We start from the raw sequence: 16,192 nt of genomic DNA, 5'->3' as shown, positions 1-16,192 counted from the left end.
AATCTCATGACCATGACGACCCGCCGCCATTTCCTCGCTTCCTCTTCGCTGCTCGCTGCATCGTGCGCCGCCGTCGCGCCCGCGCGCGCGAGCGGTGCTCCCGTGTCCGATGCGGAACTCCAGCGCCAGATGCTCGGCAAGCTGACCGACGAACTGAACGATCGCACGACCGCGGCCGACGAGACCGGCTACCTGCTCGACACGTTGTTCTCATGGACGCCGCCGGGCGTCGATGCGGCCGCCATCAACACGATCGCCGCGTTCGGCTTCGGCAGCCGCGCGGGCGCGTCCGGTGCCGCGCCCGTCCCGGGCCCGGTGAACGAGGCGATCGCCGATGCGGTGTTCCAGCTTCGGCAAAAGGCCGCGGCGCCGATTTACGCGCAGCAGGAAGTCGCGAGCGTGCTCGCGTCGAAGTACGGACTGACGGCCGGCGTGACGTCGATCGCGACGCGGGAACCGGCCGCCGGCAGCCCGATCCCGACCCCCGACGGCGTCGTCGCCGCGATCGTCCGACAGGCCGGCTCGGCCGCGGCGCTCGGCAAGGTCGGCATCGTCACGCATCGGGATCAGGCGTCGCTCGCCGTGCGCGTGTCGAGCGCTGCGGGAATGCAGGCCGCGGTGCCGGCCGGGCTGACGCTGCCGGTGTTCTACGACAGCGCCGCGCAATTGCCTGCATTGCGGCGTCGCGATCTCTACCTGCTGAGCAGCGCGGGCGTGCAGCTCGGCATGCTGCGGCTCGCGCTGATCAACCGCGAATACCCGAACGGCTGACGTTCCCCGTTTGGCTGGTAATGCCGATACAGGTATTGACACTACCAGCCAAACCACTGTTTTTAATGGGTTTTTTTCGCGCCGCGCCCGCGCCGCGGCGCGTTCTGCGTGGCATAATCGACCGCATCCGCAAGGCTTGTAGTCACAACGACCCCGCATACCCATGGCACAGACTCTCTACGACAAACTGTGGAATACCCACGTCGTCCACACCGAGGACGACGGCACGGCATTGCTCTACATCGACCGTCAGCTGCTGCACGAAGTCACGAGCCCGCAGGCGTTCGAAGGGCTGAACGTCGCGCACCGCCCGGTGTGGCGCATCAGCGCGAACCTGGCCGTGTCGGACCACAACGTCCCGACCACGGATCGAAGCCACGGCATCGCCGATCCGGTCTCGAAGCTGCAGGTCGACACGCTCGACGCGAACTGCGATGCGTTCGGCATCACGCAGTTCAAGATGAACGACGTGCGTCAGGGCATCGTGCACATCATCGGGCCGGAGCAGGGCGCGACGCTGCCGGGCATGACGATCGTCTGCGGCGACTCGCACACGTCGACGCACGGCGCGTTCGGCGCGCTCGCGCACGGCATCGGCACGTCGGAAGTCGAGCACGTGCTCGCGACGCAAACCTTGCTGCAGAAAAAGAGCAAGAACATGCTCGTGAAGGTCGAGGGCACGCTGCCGCGCGGCTGTACCGCGAAGGACATCGTGCTCGCGATCATCGGCAAGATCGGCACGGCCGGCGGCACGGGCTACGCGATCGAATTCGGCGGCTCGACGATCCGCGCGCTGACGATGGAAGGCCGGATGACCGTCTGCAACATGGCGATCGAAGCCGGCGCGCGCGCGGGCATGGTCGCCGTCGACGACACGACGATCGACTACCTGAAGGGTCGTCCGTTCGTGCCGACCGGCGCGGAATGGAACCAGGCCGTCGAGTACTGGCGCGAATTCAAGTCCGACGAAGGCGCGCAGTTCGACCGCGTCGTCGAGCTGAACGCGGCCGAGATCGTCCCGCAGGTCACGTGGGGCACGTCGCCGGAAATGGTCACGTCGATCGACGGTCGCGTGCCGGACCCCGAGCGCGAGAAGGATCCGGTCAAGCGCGACGCGATGGAGCGCGCGCTGGCCTACATGGCGCTCGAGCCGAACACGCCGATCGAGTCGATCAAGGTCGACAAGATCTTCATCGGTTCGTGCACGAACGCGCGCATCGAAGATATCCGCGCGGCCGCCTACGTCGTGAAGAAGCTGAACCGCCGCATTGCGTCGAACGTGCGGCTCGCGATGGTCGTGCCGGGCTCGGGCCTCGTGAAGGCGCAGGCCGAGCGCGAAGGGCTCGACAAGGTGTTCACCGATGCGGGCTTCGAATGGCGCGAGCCGGGCTGCTCGATGTGCCTCGCGATGAACGCCGACCGGCTCGAGCCGGGCGAGCGCTGCGCGTCGACGTCGAACCGCAACTTCGAAGGCCGGCAAGGCGCGGGCGGTCGCACGCACCTCGTGAGCCCCGCGATGGCGGCGGCGGCGGCGATCGAAGGCCATTTCGTCGACATTCGCCAGCTGGGGTAACGCGTGACGGCATCGAAGCTCATCGCGCGGCTGGTGGCCGCGCTGGCGCTCGCGGGGCTGGGCTTCGGCCTCGCGGGCTGCAATACCGTCCGAGGCTTCGGCCAGGACGTCAACGCCGCCGGCAATGCGCTGCAGCGCGCCGCGGACTGACGCCCACCGAGAATTTGTCGATGTGCGCCGGCTGAATGCCGGCCCTCCAACCGGATAGACGGATCATGGAAAAATTCACTGTACATACCGGCGTCGTGGCGCCGCTCGATCGCGAGAACGTCGACACCGACGCGATCATCCCGAAGCAGTTCCTGAAGTCGATCAAGCGCACGGGCTTCGGTCCGAACGCGTTCGACGAATGGCGTTACCTCGACCACGGCGAGCCGGGCCAGGACAACTCGAAGCGCCCGCTGAACCCGGACTTCGTGCTGAATCAGCCGCGCTACCAGGGCGCATCGGTGCTGCTGGCACGCAAGAACTTCGGCTGCGGCAGCTCGCGCGAGCACGCGCCGTGGGCGCTGCAGCAGTACGGCTTCCGCGCGATCATCGCGCCGAGCTTCGCCGACATCTTCTTCAACAACTGCTACAAGAACGGGCTGTTGCCGATCGTGCTGACCGAGCAGCAGGTCGATCACCTGTTCAACGACACGTATGCGTTCAACGGCTATCAGCTGACGATCGACCTCGATGCGCAGGTCGTGCGCACGGGCGACGGCCGCGAGTATGCGTTCGACATCACCGCGTTCCGCAAGTACTGCCTGCTGAACGGTTTCGACGACATCGGCCTGACGCTGCGTCACGCGGACAAGATCCGCCAGTTCGAAGCCGAGCGGCTCGCGAAGCAGCCGTGGCTCAACAACAAGCTGGTCGGCTGAGATTGCCTCCGGGCGGGCGCGCATGACGCGCGCTCGCCGACCTGCCACCCATACCTATCCAGTCAGGAATAACGCATGAAGATTGCAGTGCTGCCCGGCGACGGCATCGGTCCGGAAATCGTCAACGAAGCGGTCAAGGTGCTGAACGCCCTCGACGAGAAGTTCGAGCTCGAGCAGGCGCCGGTTGGCGGCGTGGGCTACGAGGCGAGCGGTCATCCGTTGCCGGACGCGACGCTGAAACTCGCGAAGGAAGCCGACGCGATCCTGTTCGGCTCGGTCGGCGACTGGAAGTACGACTCGCTCGAGCGCGCGCTGCGCCCCGAGCAGGCGATCCTCGGGCTGCGCAAGCATCTCGAGCTGTTCGCGAACTTCCGTCCGGCGATCTGCTATCCGCAGCTCGTCGATGCGTCGCCGCTGAAGCCGGAACTGGTCGCGGGCCTCGACATCCTGATCGTGCGCGAACTGAACGGCGACATCTACTTCGGCCAGCCGCGCGGCGTGCGCGCGGCACCGGACGGCCCGTTCGCCGGCGCGCGCGAAGGCTTCGACACGATGCGCTACTCGGAACCGGAAGTGCGCCGCATCGCACACGTCGCGTTCCAGGCCGCGCAAAAGCGCGCGAAGAAGCTGCTGTCGGTCGACAAGTCGAACGTGCTGGAGACATCGCAGTTCTGGCGCGACGTCATGATCGACGTGTCGAAGGAATACGCGGACGTCGAACTGTCGCACATGTACGTCGACAACGCGGCGATGCAGCTCGCGAAGGCGCCGAAGCAGTTCGACGTGATCGTGACCGGCAACATGTTCGGCGACATCCTGTCGGATGAAGCGTCGATGCTGACGGGCTCGATCGGCATGCTGCCGTCGGCGTCGCTCGACAAGAACAACAAGGGTCTGTACGAGCCGTCGCACGGTTCGGCGCCGGACATCGCGGGCAAGGGCATCGCGAATCCGCTGGCGACGATCCTGTCGGCCGCGATGCTGCTGCGCTATTCGCTGAATCGCGCGGAGCAGGCCGATCGCATCGAGCGCGCCGTGAAAACGGTGCTCGAACAAGGCTACCGCACCGGCGACATCGCGACGCCGGGCTGCCAGCAGGTCGGCACGGCGGCGATGGGCGACGCGGTGGTCGCCGCGCTGTAAGCGCGCGGCAAGGCAACAGGCAGTCAAGATAGAAAAGGGCGCGAACGGGCCGCGAAATCGGCCGGTTCGCGCGCGGTTGGCCGTTGTGCGGGCAACCGGCTTTGTGTAGACTCGAACGATGGCGCTGATTTCCCTGATCTCCCCGGTCCTGAAACTCCACGGCAACACTGCCCGTGCGGGTGCGCGCGCCATCGTCATCACGAAAACCATTACCACGAAAACGATCATTAAACGCTGATCGCCGTCGTGCCCGCCTGTTTCCCCGCGCGGTCACGCGGGGACGGAAATGGCGGGGAAGCTCCATTCAAGCAAAGGGTTAGTCATGAACGTAGGTCTCGTAGGTTGGCGCGGCATGGTCGGCAGCGTGCTGATGCAGCGCATGCAGGAAGAAGGTGATTTCGACCTGATCGAACCGGTGTTTTTCAGCACCAGCAACACGGGCGGCAAGGCGCCGTCGTTCGCGAAAAACGAGACTACGCTCAAGGACGCGACCAACGTCGACGAGCTGAAGAAGTGCGACGTGATCATCACGTGCCAGGGCGGGGACTACACGAACGACGTGTTCCCGAAGCTGCGCGCGGCCGGCTGGAACGGCTACTGGATCGATGCGGCCTCGTCGCTGCGGATGAACGACGACGCGGTCATCATCCTTGATCCGGTCAACCTCGACGTGATCAAGGACGCGCTCGTCAAGGGCACGAAGAACTTCGTCGGCGGCAACTGTACGGTCAGCCTGATGCTGATGGCGCTCGGCGGCCTGTTCCGCGAGAACCTCGTCGACTGGATGACGGCGATGACCTACCAGGCCGCATCGGGCGCGGGCGCGCAGAACATGCGTGAACTGCTGTCGCAGATGGGCACGCTGCACGGTTCGGTGCAGGAGCAACTCGCCGATCCGGCTTCCGCGATTCTCGACATCGACCGCCGCGTGCTCGCGACGATGAACAGCGACGCGATGCCGACGAGCCACTTCGGCGTGCCGCTCGCCGGCTCGCTGATCCCGTGGATCGACAAGGATCTCGGCAACGGGATGTCGAAGGAAGAGTGGAAGGGCGGCGCGGAAACCAACAAGATCCTCGGCAAGCCGGCCATGGGCGAGCCGGGCTCGATCCCGGTCGACGGCCTGTGCGTGCGGATCGGCGCAATGCGCTGCCACTCGCAGGCGCTGACGATCAAGCTTAAGAAGGACGTCCCGCTCGACGAAATCAACGGCATCCTCGCGTCGGCGAACGACTGGGTGAAGGTCGTGCCGAACGAGCGCGAAGCGTCGATGCGCGACCTGTCGCCGGCGAAGATCACCGGCACGCTGACGGTGCCGGTCGGTCGCCTGCGCAAGCTCGCGATGGGTGGCGAATACCTGTCGGCGTTCACGGTCGGCGACCAGCTGCTGTGGGGCGCGGCCGAGCCGCTGCGCCGCATGCTGCGCATCCTGCTCGACAAGTAAGTCGGGCCGCGCCGCGCGCAGTGCGCGCGTGACGCGAAACGCCTGCCAGCCCTTCGCGGGGCGGCAGGCGTTTTTTTGTCCGGCGTCAGGTCTTGTGCGGACCGCCCATTGCGCGGAACTCCCGAACCGCTCGCGCGGCCGGGGCTTTTCCTGCATCGCCATCCTTTGGCACGAGGAATCGATGCGACGCGAAGTACAAGGAGGGGCCGAATTCGTTCCGGAACCCGATGCCGTCGTCCGGTTTTTCATCGATTGATGATCCTCTTTTTATCAAGCCGGCGCGTGCGATTCAGTGCCTGGATCGGCGAGGCCTTCGCGCGATTCGCACGCCGACGGACCTATGCGGTCGGCCGCGGGGTTGCGGCCCGGGCGCGGACGGCCGCATCCGCAGGCGACGAATTCGGCCGGAACGCGATCGTGTGAAGTAAACTATGCGGTTACGACGCGCAGAGCCGCCCAAAGCGTCGCGTTCTGCGCGACGCTTTTGCATTTCTGCGGCGACTTTATTGACGCTTCCCTACGCGAATCCGAGCCGCGCCCGCGCGCGGCGATAGAGCCTACGATGTCCCGAATTTCCTTGTTTCCGCGTCAGTCCCGTCTGTCGCGCGCCGTGCGTGGCGCGCTGGCGATCCTGGCGCTCGGCGCGGCCGCTTCGGCCTGGGCGGCCGGTTCCGGCGAGCTGCCGGCGTCCGCCGCCGGCGGTGCCGCGCCGCTCAACGTGACGGTCCAGCCGGGCCAATCGTTGAACGACCTCGCGAAAGCCGCGACGCAATCGCACGATCCGGGCGTGCTCGCGCGCGCCGGCCGCGCGCTGTTCGACGCCAATCCGCAGGCGTTCATGAAGCGCGACCCGAGCCGCCTGAAAGTCGGCGCGACGCTGACGGTGCCGGCGCTCGATGCGACCGGCGCGGCGCTCGTGCCGGCTGCTGCGTCGGGGGCGTCGGCTGCGTCCGCGCCGGTTGCCGCGTCGGGCACGGTGGCGGTCGCGCAGCATGGCGCATCCGCACCGCGTCCTGGGTCGGCCGTGCAAACCGCGCCGGCCGTATCGGCCGCGCATACGGCGCCGGTCAGCGGGGCGAGCGTCACGGTCGCAGCCGGGATGGCGGCAGGCGCGTCGGCTTCGAGCGGCGCGTCCGCCGCGCACGGCGCGTCGACGATCGAATCCGTCCAGTCGCCAGCGGCTGCGGCCGGCGCAAGCGGGCCGCACGTGTGGAACGGCGCGATCCAGTCCGCACCGTCGTCCGCCAGCGAGGCCGTGACGCAGGCCGGACCGGGCGGTGCGGCTCAAGGGATGCACGAACCGTCCGCGGCAGCACCCGTCGCGGGTGCGTCGCAGCCGCGGCCGTCGAGCCTGCAGCAATTGCTCGCGCTGAAGAACCGCGTGCTGATGGAACTGCAGAAGCACGGGATCGGGAAGCCGGCCGCCACGAACAACGTTGCACCGGCGCCGGCGCCCGCTGCGCCGCGTCCCGTTGCGAACGGCACGAACGGCGCGAACGGCGCGAACGGCGCGAACGGCGCGAACGGCGCGAACGGCGCGAATGATGCGGCGGCGTCAGCTGCCGCGTCGTCGTCGGCTGCGAGCGAAGCGTCGTCCGGCGTGGCCGCGAGTGCGGTGCAGCCGGCATCGGCGCCCGTGCAGCCGGCCGTGCCGGCGGCGACCGCCGCGCCTGCACGCGGTTCGGAACAGATCGACTGGCGTCCGGCCGCCGCGGCCGGCGCCGCCGTGGTCGTGCTGGCGGCCGGTTTTGCGTGGCGCAAGCGCCGGAAAGCGCGGCCGACCAACGAAACCGCACCGGCATTCGGCGGGACGGCTGTTGCCGACGGCGGTGCATCGTCGTCGCCGGTCGCATCCACCGAGCCGGTGCCGCCGATTCTCCCCGAGACGCCGTTGGCCCGCGACGCGGCCGCCGATCTGAGTCTGGTCACGGCCGCGGCCGCAGCGGCGGAGACGTTCGAGACGTCCGAACCCGAAATCCCGTCGCCGTCGGAAACGGCGAAGCCGCACGACGTTCAGGCGGAAGCATCGTCCGCGCGCATCGCACCCGACAGCGAAGCAACGCCGGCCCCGCACGACGACAAGCCTGTCGCGGAACCGGCCGCGGACGAGCCGCTCGTCACGCCCGCCGCACCTGCGACGAACGACGCCCAGCACGCAGCGCTGATGCAGAACGCGATCAGCGCGCTCAACAGCCTCGACATGCCGCTGCCGCCGCGTACGGCCGATGAGCTGTCCGCACGGGAAGGGCAAGCCGAAGGCGAGCAAATCGCAACTAACGGTCAATCCGCCGCGCACCCGCCAGTTGGCGAGACCGATCCGTCCCCGGAACATCCGGCCGACCACGACGACGAGTTCGACTGGGATCCGGACGCGGCAACGCCAGCGCCTCACACGGGCGGTGCCGCCGCGCCGTCGTCGCTGCCGCCGCTCGGCGTCGCGCAGTTCGGCGCGCTGAAGCTGGATTTCGATCTCGACCTGCCGTCCGCGCCGGGTGCCGTGCTGCCCGCGCTGACGCCGGAAGAACTCGCCCGCATCGCCCGCAACAAGCTGGATCTCGCGTCGGAGTACGTGCAACTGGGCGATCTGTCCGGCGCGCGCACGCTGCTGCAGGAAGTGGTCGACGCGAACGACGCCGCCACGCGCGACGATGCGCGTGCGCTGCTCGCGAAACTCGCGGAAGAGGCGTGATGCGGATCGCGCTCGGGATTCAGTACGACGGCGCCGCGTTCTGCGGCTGGCAAGCGCAGCCGCACGGCAAGACCGTGCAGGATGCGCTCGAGCGCGCACTCGGCGCGTTCGCATGCGTGCCGCTGCACACGACGGTCGCGGGGCGGACCGACACGGGCGTGCACGGGCTCGGACAGGTCGTGCATTTCGATACGGAGCTCGATCGCGCGGATTTCTCGTGGGTGCGCGGCACCAACGCATTTCTGCCGCCGACCGTGTCCGTGCAGTGGGCGAAGCCGATGCCGGACGCGTTCCACGCGCGTTTCTCGGCGTTTGAACGCACGTACTACTACGCGCTGTACGTGCATCCCGTGCGCTCGCCGATGCTGGCCGGCCGCGCGGGCTGGATCCACACGCCGCTCGACGACGACGCGATGCGCGCCGCCGCCGCGCATCTGATCGGCGAGCACGACTTCTCGTCGTTCCGGTCGTCGGAATGCCAGTCGAAGACGCCGGTCAAACACCTGTACCAGATCGACGTGCGGCGCGCGGGCCACTTCATTCATTTCCGCTTCCGCGCGAACGCGTTCCTGCACCACATGGTGCGCAACCTGATGGGCTGCCTCGTCGCGGTGGGGCGCGGCCGCTATCCGGCCGACTGGCTCGCCGACGTGCTGGCCGGGCGCGACCGCAATCTCGCGGCGCCCACGTTCATGGCCGACGGGCTGTACCTCGCCCATGTCGGCTACCCGGCGGAATTCGCCGTCCCGCCCGCGCAGCTCGGCAGCGTGCCGTGGAGCAGCGTCTGGGCCGATCTGGACCCACAACCATGACGGATCACGCCGTGTCTTCTTCGACCTCCGCCGCGGCCGGCCTCGCGCCGCGCACGCGCATCAAGCTGTGCGGCCTGTCGCGCCCCGAGGACGTGCTGCATGCCGCCGCGCTCGGCGCCGACGCGATCGGCCTCGTGTTCTATCCGAAGAGCCCGCGCGCGGTGTCGATCGCGCAGGCGGCCGAACTCGCGAGCCTCGCGCCGCCGTTCGTGTCGGTGGTCGGGCTGTTCGTGAACGCGACCGAAGCGGAGATCGAGGCGGTCGTGCGCGACGTGCCGCTCACGATGCTGCAATTGCACGGCGACGAGACGCCCGAGCAGTGCGACGCCCTCGGCCGCGCGGCGCGCCTGCCGTGGTTGCGCGCGGTGCGCGTCGGCCCCTCGACGCAGCCGGCCGATTTGGTAGAATCGGCTCTTCATTATTCGAAAGCGCGCGGCCTCCTGTTCGACACCCTGGTGCCGGACTACGGTGGTAGCGGCAAGGTCTTCGATTGGTCTCTTATTCCCGCAGAGCTCGCGCATCGGGCCGTTTTGAGTGGTGGCTTGAGCGCGCAAAACGTCGGTGATGCGATTCGCCAGTTGCGTCCGTTTGCTGTCGATGTCTCGAGTGGCATCGAAGTGGAGGGCGCGAAGGGCGTGAAAGATCACGCCCGGATGGCGGCGTTCGTACGCGCGGTGCGCGAAGCGGACGCCGGGTGATGCAAGAAGGTGCGGCCCCGACAGCGGGGCGCACCGACCGATCGAGAGTGACACCATGTACAACCTTCCTGATGATCGCGGCCACTTCGGCCCGTATGGCGGCGTGTTCGTCGCCGAAACGCTGATTCACGCGCTGGACGAACTGCGCACGGCGTATGAAAAATTCCGGAACGACCCCGATTTCGTCGCCGAGTACGAGCGCGAACTGAAGTACTTCGTCGGCCGTCCGTCGCCGATCTATCACGCGCAGCGCTGGAGCGAGACGCTCGGCGGCGCGCAGATCTACCTGAAGCGCGAGGACCTGAACCACACCGGCGCGCACAAGATCAACAACGTGATCGGCCAGGCGCTGCTCGCGAAGCGGATGGGCAAGAAGCGCGTGATCGCCGAGACCGGCGCCGGCCAGCACGGCGTCGCGACGGCGACGATCTGCGCGCGCTTCGGCATGGAGTGCATCGTTTACATGGGCGCCGAGGACGTGCGCCGCCAGGCCGCGAACGTCTACCGGATGAAGCTGCTCGGCGCGACGGTCGTGCCGGTCGAATCGGGTTCGCGCACGCTGAAGGACGCGCTGAACGAAGCGATGCGCGATTGGGTCACGAACATCGAAAGCACGTTCTACATCATCGGCACGGTGGCGGGCCCGCACCCGTATCCGGCGATGGTGCGCGACTTCCAGCGCGTGATCGGCGACGAGTGCAAGGTGCAGATGCCGGAACTCGCCGGCCGGCAGCCGGACGCGGTGATTGCGTGCGTCGGCGGCGGCTCGAACGCGATGGGCATCTTCTATCCGTACATCGACGATGCTTCCGTGCAGCTGATTGGCGTCGAAGCGGCCGGCGACGGCCTCGACACCGGCCGTCACGCGGCGTCGCTGATCGCCGGCAGCCCCGGCGTGCTGCACGGCAACCGCACGTACCTGCTGCAGGACGACAACGGCCAGATCATCGAGACGCATTCGGTGTCGGCCGGCCTCGACTATCCGGGCGTCGGCCCCGAGCACGCATGGCTGAAGGACAGCGGCCGCGCGCAGTACGTGCCGATCACCGACGACGAGGCGCTGAAGGCGTTCCACGACTGCTGCCGGATCGAGGGGATCATCCCCGCGCTCGAGTCGAGCCACGCGATCGCGTACGGCGTGAAGCTCGCGCCGACGTTGCCGAAGGACAAGATCCTGCTCGTCAACCTGTCGGGCCGCGGCGACAAGGACATGCACACGGTCGCCGAGCGATCGGGCATCGCGCTCTGACCCCGACCGATGCGTGACCTGATCGAACAACCGGGCGGCGGCGCCGCGAGCGAAGCGGAGGCGGTGCAGCCTGCCGTCGCCGTGCCGCGCGCACGGCCGTCCGGGATCGAGCTGCACAACCGCGATTTCATGACCGAAGCCGCGCGCCTGCCGGATGCGTCGATCGACCTGATCGTCGCCGATCCGCCGTACGGGCTCGGCAAGGACTACGGCAACGACTCGGACAAGCGTTCGGGCGACGATTTCCTCGCGTGGACGCGCGAGTGGCTCGAGCTCGCGATTCCGAAGCTCAAGCCGAGCGGGTCGATGTACATCTTCTGCACGTGGCAGTACGCGCCGGAAATCTTCAGCTTCCTGAAGACGAAGCTCACGATGGTCAACGAGATCATCTGGGACCGGCGCGTGCCGAGCATGGGCGGCACGACGCGCCGTTTCACGTCGGTGCACGACAACATCGGCTTTTTCGCGGTTTCCAAAGCGTATTACTTCGATCTCGATCCGGTCCGCATCCCGTACGACGCCGACACGAAGAAGGCCCGCTCGCGCAAGCTGTTCGAAGGCAGCAAGTGGCTGGAGATGGGCTACAACCCGAAGGACGTCTGGTCGGTCTCGCGCCTGCATCGGCAGCACGCGGAGCGCGTCGATCATCCGACCCAGAAGCCGCTGGAAATCATCGAGCGGATGGTGCTCGCAAGCTGCCCGCCGGGCGGCCGCGTGCTCGATCCGTTCATGGGCAGCGGCACGACCGCGGTGGCCTGCGCACGGCAGGGGCGCGACTTCGTCGGCTACGAGATCAACGAAAGTTATTGCGCGATCGCGCATGAGCGCGTGAGCGCGCTCGTCGCGCCGGCGTGCGCGTGAGTCGCGCCGCCGAGTCGCCGATCGCATCAAGGAAAATTGCCATGTCCTCCCGTATCCAGCAGACCTTCGCCGCACTCGCCGAACAAGGCCGCAAGGGCCTGATCCCGTTCATCACGGCCGGCGACCCCGATCCCGCGAAGACCGTCGAATTCATGCACGCGCTCGCCGAAGGCGGCGCCGACGTGATCGAGCTCGGCGTGCCGTTCTCGGACCCGATGGCCGACGGCCCCGTGATCCAGCGCTCGTCGGAACGCGCGCTCGCGCGCGGCGTCACGCTGAAGAGCGTGCTCGCCGACGTGAAGCGCTTCCGCGAGACCGACCAGAAAACCCCCGTCGTGCTGATGGGCTATGCGAACCCGATCGAGCGGATGGGCGTCGACGCGTTCGCGGCCGAAGCGCAGGCGGCCGGCGTCGACGGCGTGCTCGTCGTCGACTATCCGCCCGAGGAAGCGGGCGTGTTCGCCGAGAAAATGCGTGCCGCGCAGATCGATCCGATCTTCCTGCTCGCGCCGACGTCGACCGACGAACGCATCGCCGACGTGGGCAAGATCGCGAGCGGCTACGTGTACTACGTGTCGCTCAAGGGCGTGACCGGCGCCGGAAATCTGGATGTTTCGAGCATTGCGGGTAAAATCCCGGCCATCAAGTCGCGCGTGCCGGTTCCGGTGGGCGTCGGCTTCGGCATCCGCGACGCCGAAACGGCGCGCGCGGTGGCCGAAGTGTCGGACGCCGTCGTGATCGGCAGCCGCCTGGTGCAGCTGCTCGAGAGCGCCGCGCCGGAGGGCGCCGCCGCCGCGCTGAAGACTTTCATCGCCGAGCTGCGCGCCGCCCTGGACGGCGCCGGCAACACGGCGCGATAAACACAACACAGGAAGCGGGAACGGGCCGGTCGGCCCGCCCCGCCACGGAACAGGAAACCATACGATGAGCTGGCTCGACAAACTGTTGCCGCCGAAGATCAAGCAGACCGACCCGAAAAGCCGCAAGGGCATTCCGGAAGGCCTGTGGGTCAAGTGCCCGTCCTGCGAGGCCGTGCTGTACCGCAACGACGTGGACGCGAACCTGCACGTGTGCCCGAAGTGCGATCACCACATGCGCATCGGCGCGCGCGAGCGCCTCGACGGGCTGCTGGATCCGGAAGGCCGCTATGAAATCGGCCAGGAAATCGTGCCGGTCGACTCGCTGAAGTTCAAGGACAGCCGCAAGTACCCCGATCGTCTGAAGGAAGCGATGGACGAGACGGGCGAGACCGACGCGATGGTCGTGATGGGCGGTGCGATCCACACGCTGCCCGTCGTCGCGGCCTGCTTCGAGTTCTCGTTCATGGGCGGCTCGATGGGCTCGGTCGTCGGCGAGCGCTTCGCGCGCGGCGCGCAGAACGCGCTGGAGCAGCAGGTGCCGTTCATCTGCTTTACCGCTTCGGGTGGCGCCCGGATGCAGGAAAGCCTGCTGTCGCTGATGCAGATGGCCAAGACCACCGCGATGCTGACCAAGCTGGCCGAAGCCAAGCTGCCGTTCATTTCGGTGCTGACCGACCCGACGATGGGCGGCGTGTCGGCGAGCTTCGCGTTCCTCGGCGACGTCGTGATCGCCGAGCCGAAGGCGCTGATCGGCTTCGCCGGCCCGCGCGTGATCGAGCAGACGGTTCGCGAAAAGCTGCCGGAAGGCTTCCAGCGCGCGGAATTCCTGCTGAAGACGGGCGCGATCGACATGATCGTCGACCGCCGCAAGATGCGCGACGAGATCGCGCAACTGCTCGCGCTGCTGCAGCGACAGCCGGCCGACGCGCTGGCCTGATTGGCGCGGCGTTGTGAACTGCGCGCGTCGCCCGGCTGAACCGCCGGGCGGCGCGTTTCGTTTTTTGGCGTAGTGGCGGTACCGATTCAGATTTGATCCGATGAGCACTTTTCCCACTCTCGACGCGTGGCTTTCGCATCTCGAACGCGCGCACCCGGTCGGCATCGACATGGGCCTCACCCGCATCGGGCAGGTCAAGGCGGCGCTGCAGCTCGAATTCACGTGCCCCGTGATCACGGTCGGCGGCACGAACGGCAAGGGTTCGACCTGCGCGTTCCTCGAGGCGATCCTCGTTCACGCGGGCTACAAGGTCGGCTGCCACACGTCGCCGCACCTGCTCGAATTCGGCGAGCGAGCGCGCGTGAACGGCCAGCAGGTCAGCGACGCCGAGCTGCTGCCGCACTTCGAAGCCGTCGAAGCGGCGCGCACGTCGCTGCCGGAGCCGGTGTCGCTCACGTACTTCGAATTCACGACGCTCGCGATCCTGCACCTGTTCGCGTCGCGCGGGCTCGATGCGGTGATCCTCGAAGTCGGCCTCGGCGGCCGGCTCGATGCGGTCAACATCATCGATACCGATTGCGCGATCGTCACGAGCATCGACATCGACCATACCGAATACCTCGGCGACACGCGCGAGAAGATCGCGTTCGAGAAGGCGGGGATCTTCCGCGCGGGCAAGCCGGCGATCTGCGGCGATCCCGCGGTGCCGAACACGCTGGTCGAGCATGCCGAAGCGATCGGCGCCGACCTGTGGCTGGTCGGCCGCGATTTTCGCTACGAAGCGCAGCCGGGCGCGGAGCGCCAGCAATGGAGCTACCTCGGCCGCGAGAAGCGCTATCCGGCGCTCGCTTACCCGGCGCTGCGCGGTGCGAACCAGCTGATCAATGCATCGGCCGCGCTGGCCGCGCTCGAGGCGCTGCGCCCGGTGCTGCCGGTGTCCGCGCAGGACATCCGGCTCGGGCTCGCGAACGTCGAGCTGCCGGGGCGCTTCCAGGTGCTGCCGGGCAAGCCGGCGATCGTGCTGGACGTCGCGCACAACCCGCATGCGGCGGCCGTGCTCGAGCAGAATCTGGGCAACATGGGCTTCTTCCCGTACACGTACGCGGTGTTCGGCGCGATGCACGATAAGGACATCGACGGCGTGCTGCGGCACCTGAAGGGCGAGATCGACCACTGGTGCGTGACCGACCTGCCGCTGCCGCGCGCGGCGAGCGCGGAGCAGCTCGAAGCCGCGCTGCGCAAGGCCGGCGTGGAGGACGGGGCCGATTCGAGCGTGACGCGCTTCGCGTCGCCCGCCGAAGCGTTTCGCGATGCACTAAAAAGAGCATCCGAGAATGATAGAATCGTGGTTTTCGGCAGTTTCCATACGGTGGCGGGTGTGATGGCCTACCGGAAATCGCAGCAACACTGACTGAAGGGCAGTTTCGGACTCAGCCATTCATGGGAATTTTCTCGTTCGGCAAGAAAGACGACGACGCGCCCCCGCGGCGCGGCGGTCGTACCGGGGCCTCCCGGAACGTGCGCACGGAGCGCACTGAACGCGTCGAGCGGCGCACGCGCCGCACCGAGCGTCCGGAATCGGACGCGCTGCTCCTCGATCCGACCCTTCCTGAAAAGCAACGCGCCCGCCGGCGCCTCGTCGGCGCGATCGCGCTCGTCGTCGCCGCGGTGATCGTGCTGCCGATGGTGCTCGATTCGCACCCGAAGCCGGTGACGGACGACATCGCGATCGACATTCCGAACCGGCCCGCACATCAGGCGGTCGCGCCGCGTGACGACGACGCGTCCGACGTGCAGGCGGGCGTCGCGCACGACGAGCCGCCGGCCTCCGACGCCGCGGTGGCGGCCGTTCCGGCCCCCGCGGAGAAGGACACGGCCAAGCCGGCCGCGAAGCCCGAACCCTCGACGACCACGGCGAGCGTGACGCCGCCGAAGCCCGCTGCGAAGCCGGCCGCGGCCGCACCCGCGCCGAAGCCGGCCGCGCCGAAGCCGGCGCCCGCGGCGGTCGCGAACGCCGACGCCGCGGCCGACAGCGGCGACGCATCGTCGCCGGCCTCGCCGGCCGGTGCGCGTTTCGCGGTGCAGCTCGGCTCGTTCAAGGACGACGCAACGGCCCGTTCGTGGGCCACCAAGTTGAAATCGGCGGGCGTGCCCGCATATGTCGAGCATCGCAAGCAGGCGGACGGCAGCACGGCTAGCCAGCTGCGTGCCGGACCGTTTGCGGATCGCGCGGCGGCGTCCGCCGCGATCGCGAAGGTGCGCGAAGCCGGACTCACGCAGTAACGTGCG

General features: G+C 67.9%; 16 protein-coding genes. All 16 read left to right on the top strand.

Annotated elements, in window-relative coordinates:
- Positions 1–12 precede the first annotated feature (12 nt).
- Entirely contained in the window at positions 13–771 is a 759-nt protein-coding gene (locus DID99_RS24865) for a Tat pathway signal protein (RefSeq protein WP_124646449.1), read from the top strand.
- 163 nt (positions 772–934) lie between these two features.
- Positions 935–2,344 (top strand): 3-isopropylmalate dehydratase large subunit, encoded by a 1,410-nt coding sequence (leuC, locus tag DID99_RS24860; RefSeq protein WP_044843810.1) that lies wholly within the window; start codon positions 935–937, stop codon positions 2,342–2,344.
- Between the two features lie 3 nt (positions 2,345–2,347).
- Positions 2,348–2,494 carry an entericidin A/B family lipoprotein gene (locus DID99_RS24855; RefSeq protein ID WP_011658379.1) on the top strand — a complete coding sequence of 49 codons (147 nt, stop codon included), beginning with the start codon at positions 2,348–2,350 and terminating at the stop codon, positions 2,492–2,494.
- A 65-nt stretch (positions 2,495–2,559) separates the two neighbouring features.
- Positions 2,560–3,210 carry a 3-isopropylmalate dehydratase small subunit gene (gene leuD, locus DID99_RS24850; protein WP_044843811.1) on the top strand — a complete coding sequence of 217 codons (651 nt, stop codon included), beginning with the start codon at positions 2,560–2,562 and terminating at the stop codon, positions 3,208–3,210.
- Positions 3,211–3,285: 75 nt separating this feature from the next.
- Complete coding sequence (gene leuB, locus DID99_RS24845; protein WP_124667679.1) at positions 3,286–4,353, top strand: 3-isopropylmalate dehydrogenase; 1,068 nt, start codon at positions 3,286–3,288, stop codon at positions 4,351–4,353.
- A 118-nt stretch (positions 4,354–4,471) separates the two neighbouring features.
- Positions 4,472–4,591 (top strand): hypothetical protein, encoded by a 120-nt coding sequence (locus DID99_RS24840; protein WP_006756675.1) that lies wholly within the window; start codon positions 4,472–4,474, stop codon positions 4,589–4,591.
- Positions 4,592–4,675: 84 nt separating this feature from the next.
- Positions 4,676–5,797, top strand: a complete 1,122-nt coding sequence (gene asd / locus DID99_RS24835; protein ID WP_057923940.1) for an aspartate-semialdehyde dehydrogenase — start codon at positions 4,676–4,678, stop codon at positions 5,795–5,797.
- Between the two features lie 562 nt (positions 5,798–6,359).
- Positions 6,360–8,486, top strand: coding sequence for a FimV/HubP family polar landmark protein (locus DID99_RS24830; protein WP_124667678.1), 2,127 nt, complete (start codon positions 6,360–6,362; stop codon positions 8,484–8,486).
- Positions 8,486–9,298 (top strand): tRNA pseudouridine(38-40) synthase TruA, encoded by an 813-nt coding sequence (gene truA, locus DID99_RS24825; RefSeq protein WP_185500371.1) that lies wholly within the window; start codon positions 8,486–8,488, stop codon positions 9,296–9,298. The genes DID99_RS24830 and truA overlap by 1 nt, the downstream gene beginning before the upstream one ends.
- Positions 9,295–9,996 (top strand): phosphoribosylanthranilate isomerase, encoded by a 702-nt coding sequence (locus DID99_RS24820; RefSeq protein WP_124486494.1) that lies wholly within the window; start codon positions 9,295–9,297, stop codon positions 9,994–9,996. Before truA ends, DID99_RS24820 begins: the two co-directional genes overlap by 4 nt.
- A gap of 55 nt (positions 9,997–10,051) precedes the next feature.
- Positions 10,052–11,245 carry a tryptophan synthase subunit beta gene (gene trpB / locus DID99_RS24815; RefSeq protein WP_044843817.1) on the top strand — a complete coding sequence of 398 codons (1,194 nt, stop codon included), beginning with the start codon at positions 10,052–10,054 and terminating at the stop codon, positions 11,243–11,245.
- Between the two features lie 9 nt (positions 11,246–11,254).
- Entirely contained in the window at positions 11,255–12,106 is an 852-nt protein-coding gene (locus DID99_RS24810; RefSeq protein WP_124486388.1) for a site-specific DNA-methyltransferase, read from the top strand.
- 41 nt (positions 12,107–12,147) lie between these two features.
- Positions 12,148–12,966: a tryptophan synthase subunit alpha gene (gene trpA, locus DID99_RS24805; RefSeq protein WP_044843819.1), complete on the top strand. Its 819-nt coding sequence runs from the start codon at positions 12,148–12,150 to the stop codon at positions 12,964–12,966.
- Positions 12,967–13,030: 64 nt separating this feature from the next.
- Complete coding sequence (accD, locus tag DID99_RS24800) at positions 13,031–13,903, top strand: acetyl-CoA carboxylase, carboxyltransferase subunit beta (RefSeq protein WP_044843820.1); 873 nt, start codon at positions 13,031–13,033, stop codon at positions 13,901–13,903.
- Positions 13,904–14,003: 100 nt separating this feature from the next.
- Positions 14,004–15,314 (top strand): bifunctional tetrahydrofolate synthase/dihydrofolate synthase, encoded by a 1,311-nt coding sequence (folC, locus tag DID99_RS24795; RefSeq protein WP_124667677.1) that lies wholly within the window; start codon positions 14,004–14,006, stop codon positions 15,312–15,314.
- A gap of 29 nt (positions 15,315–15,343) precedes the next feature.
- A complete protein-coding gene (locus tag DID99_RS24790) occupies positions 15,344–16,186 on the top strand; it encodes an SPOR domain-containing protein (protein ID WP_124521346.1) in 843 nt (280 codons plus the stop codon).
- Positions 16,187–16,192: the final 6 nt, after the last annotated feature.

It is taken from the genome of Burkholderia sp. Bp8986 (assembly GCF_003854225.1).
Taxonomy (GTDB): domain Bacteria; phylum Pseudomonadota; class Gammaproteobacteria; order Burkholderiales; family Burkholderiaceae; genus Burkholderia.
Note: the sequence above shows the minus strand (reverse complement) of the source record. Positions and strands in the feature narration are given on the sequence as shown.

Bases quoted from the DNA above. Each gene is read 5' to 3' on its own strand.
- leuB (WP_124667679.1), top strand. From the start codon at position 3,286: ATGAAGATTGCAGTGCTGCCCGGCGACGGCATCGGTCCGGAAATCGTC.
- asd (WP_057923940.1), top strand. From the start codon at position 4,676: ATGAACGTAGGTCTCGTAGGTTGGCGCGGCATGGTCGGCAGCGTGCTG.
- DID99_RS24790 (WP_124521346.1), top strand. From the start codon at position 15,344: ATGGGAATTTTCTCGTTCGGCAAGAAAGACGACGACGCGCCCCCGCGG.
- folC (WP_124667677.1), top strand. From the start codon at position 14,004: ATGAGCACTTTTCCCACTCTCGACGCGTGGCTTTCGCATCTCGAACGC.
- DID99_RS24830 (WP_124667678.1), top strand. From the start codon at position 6,360: ATGTCCCGAATTTCCTTGTTTCCGCGTCAGTCCCGTCTGTCGCGCGCC.
- DID99_RS24810 (WP_124486388.1), top strand. From the start codon at position 11,255: ATGCGTGACCTGATCGAACAACCGGGCGGCGGCGCCGCGAGCGAAGCG.
- DID99_RS24865 (WP_124646449.1), top strand. From the start codon at position 13: ATGACGACCCGCCGCCATTTCCTCGCTTCCTCTTCGCTGCTCGCTGCA.
- truA (WP_185500371.1), top strand. From the start codon at position 8,486: ATGCGGATCGCGCTCGGGATTCAGTACGACGGCGCCGCGTTCTGCGGC.
- leuC (WP_044843810.1), top strand. From the start codon at position 935: ATGGCACAGACTCTCTACGACAAACTGTGGAATACCCACGTCGTCCAC.
- trpA (WP_044843819.1), top strand. From the start codon at position 12,148: ATGTCCTCCCGTATCCAGCAGACCTTCGCCGCACTCGCCGAACAAGGC.
- trpB (WP_044843817.1), top strand. From the start codon at position 10,052: ATGTACAACCTTCCTGATGATCGCGGCCACTTCGGCCCGTATGGCGGC.
- DID99_RS24820 (WP_124486494.1), top strand. From the start codon at position 9,295: ATGACGGATCACGCCGTGTCTTCTTCGACCTCCGCCGCGGCCGGCCTC.
- leuD (WP_044843811.1), top strand. From the start codon at position 2,560: ATGGAAAAATTCACTGTACATACCGGCGTCGTGGCGCCGCTCGATCGC.
- DID99_RS24840 (WP_006756675.1), top strand. From the start codon at position 4,472: ATGGCGCTGATTTCCCTGATCTCCCCGGTCCTGAAACTCCACGGCAAC.
- accD (WP_044843820.1), top strand. From the start codon at position 13,031: ATGAGCTGGCTCGACAAACTGTTGCCGCCGAAGATCAAGCAGACCGAC.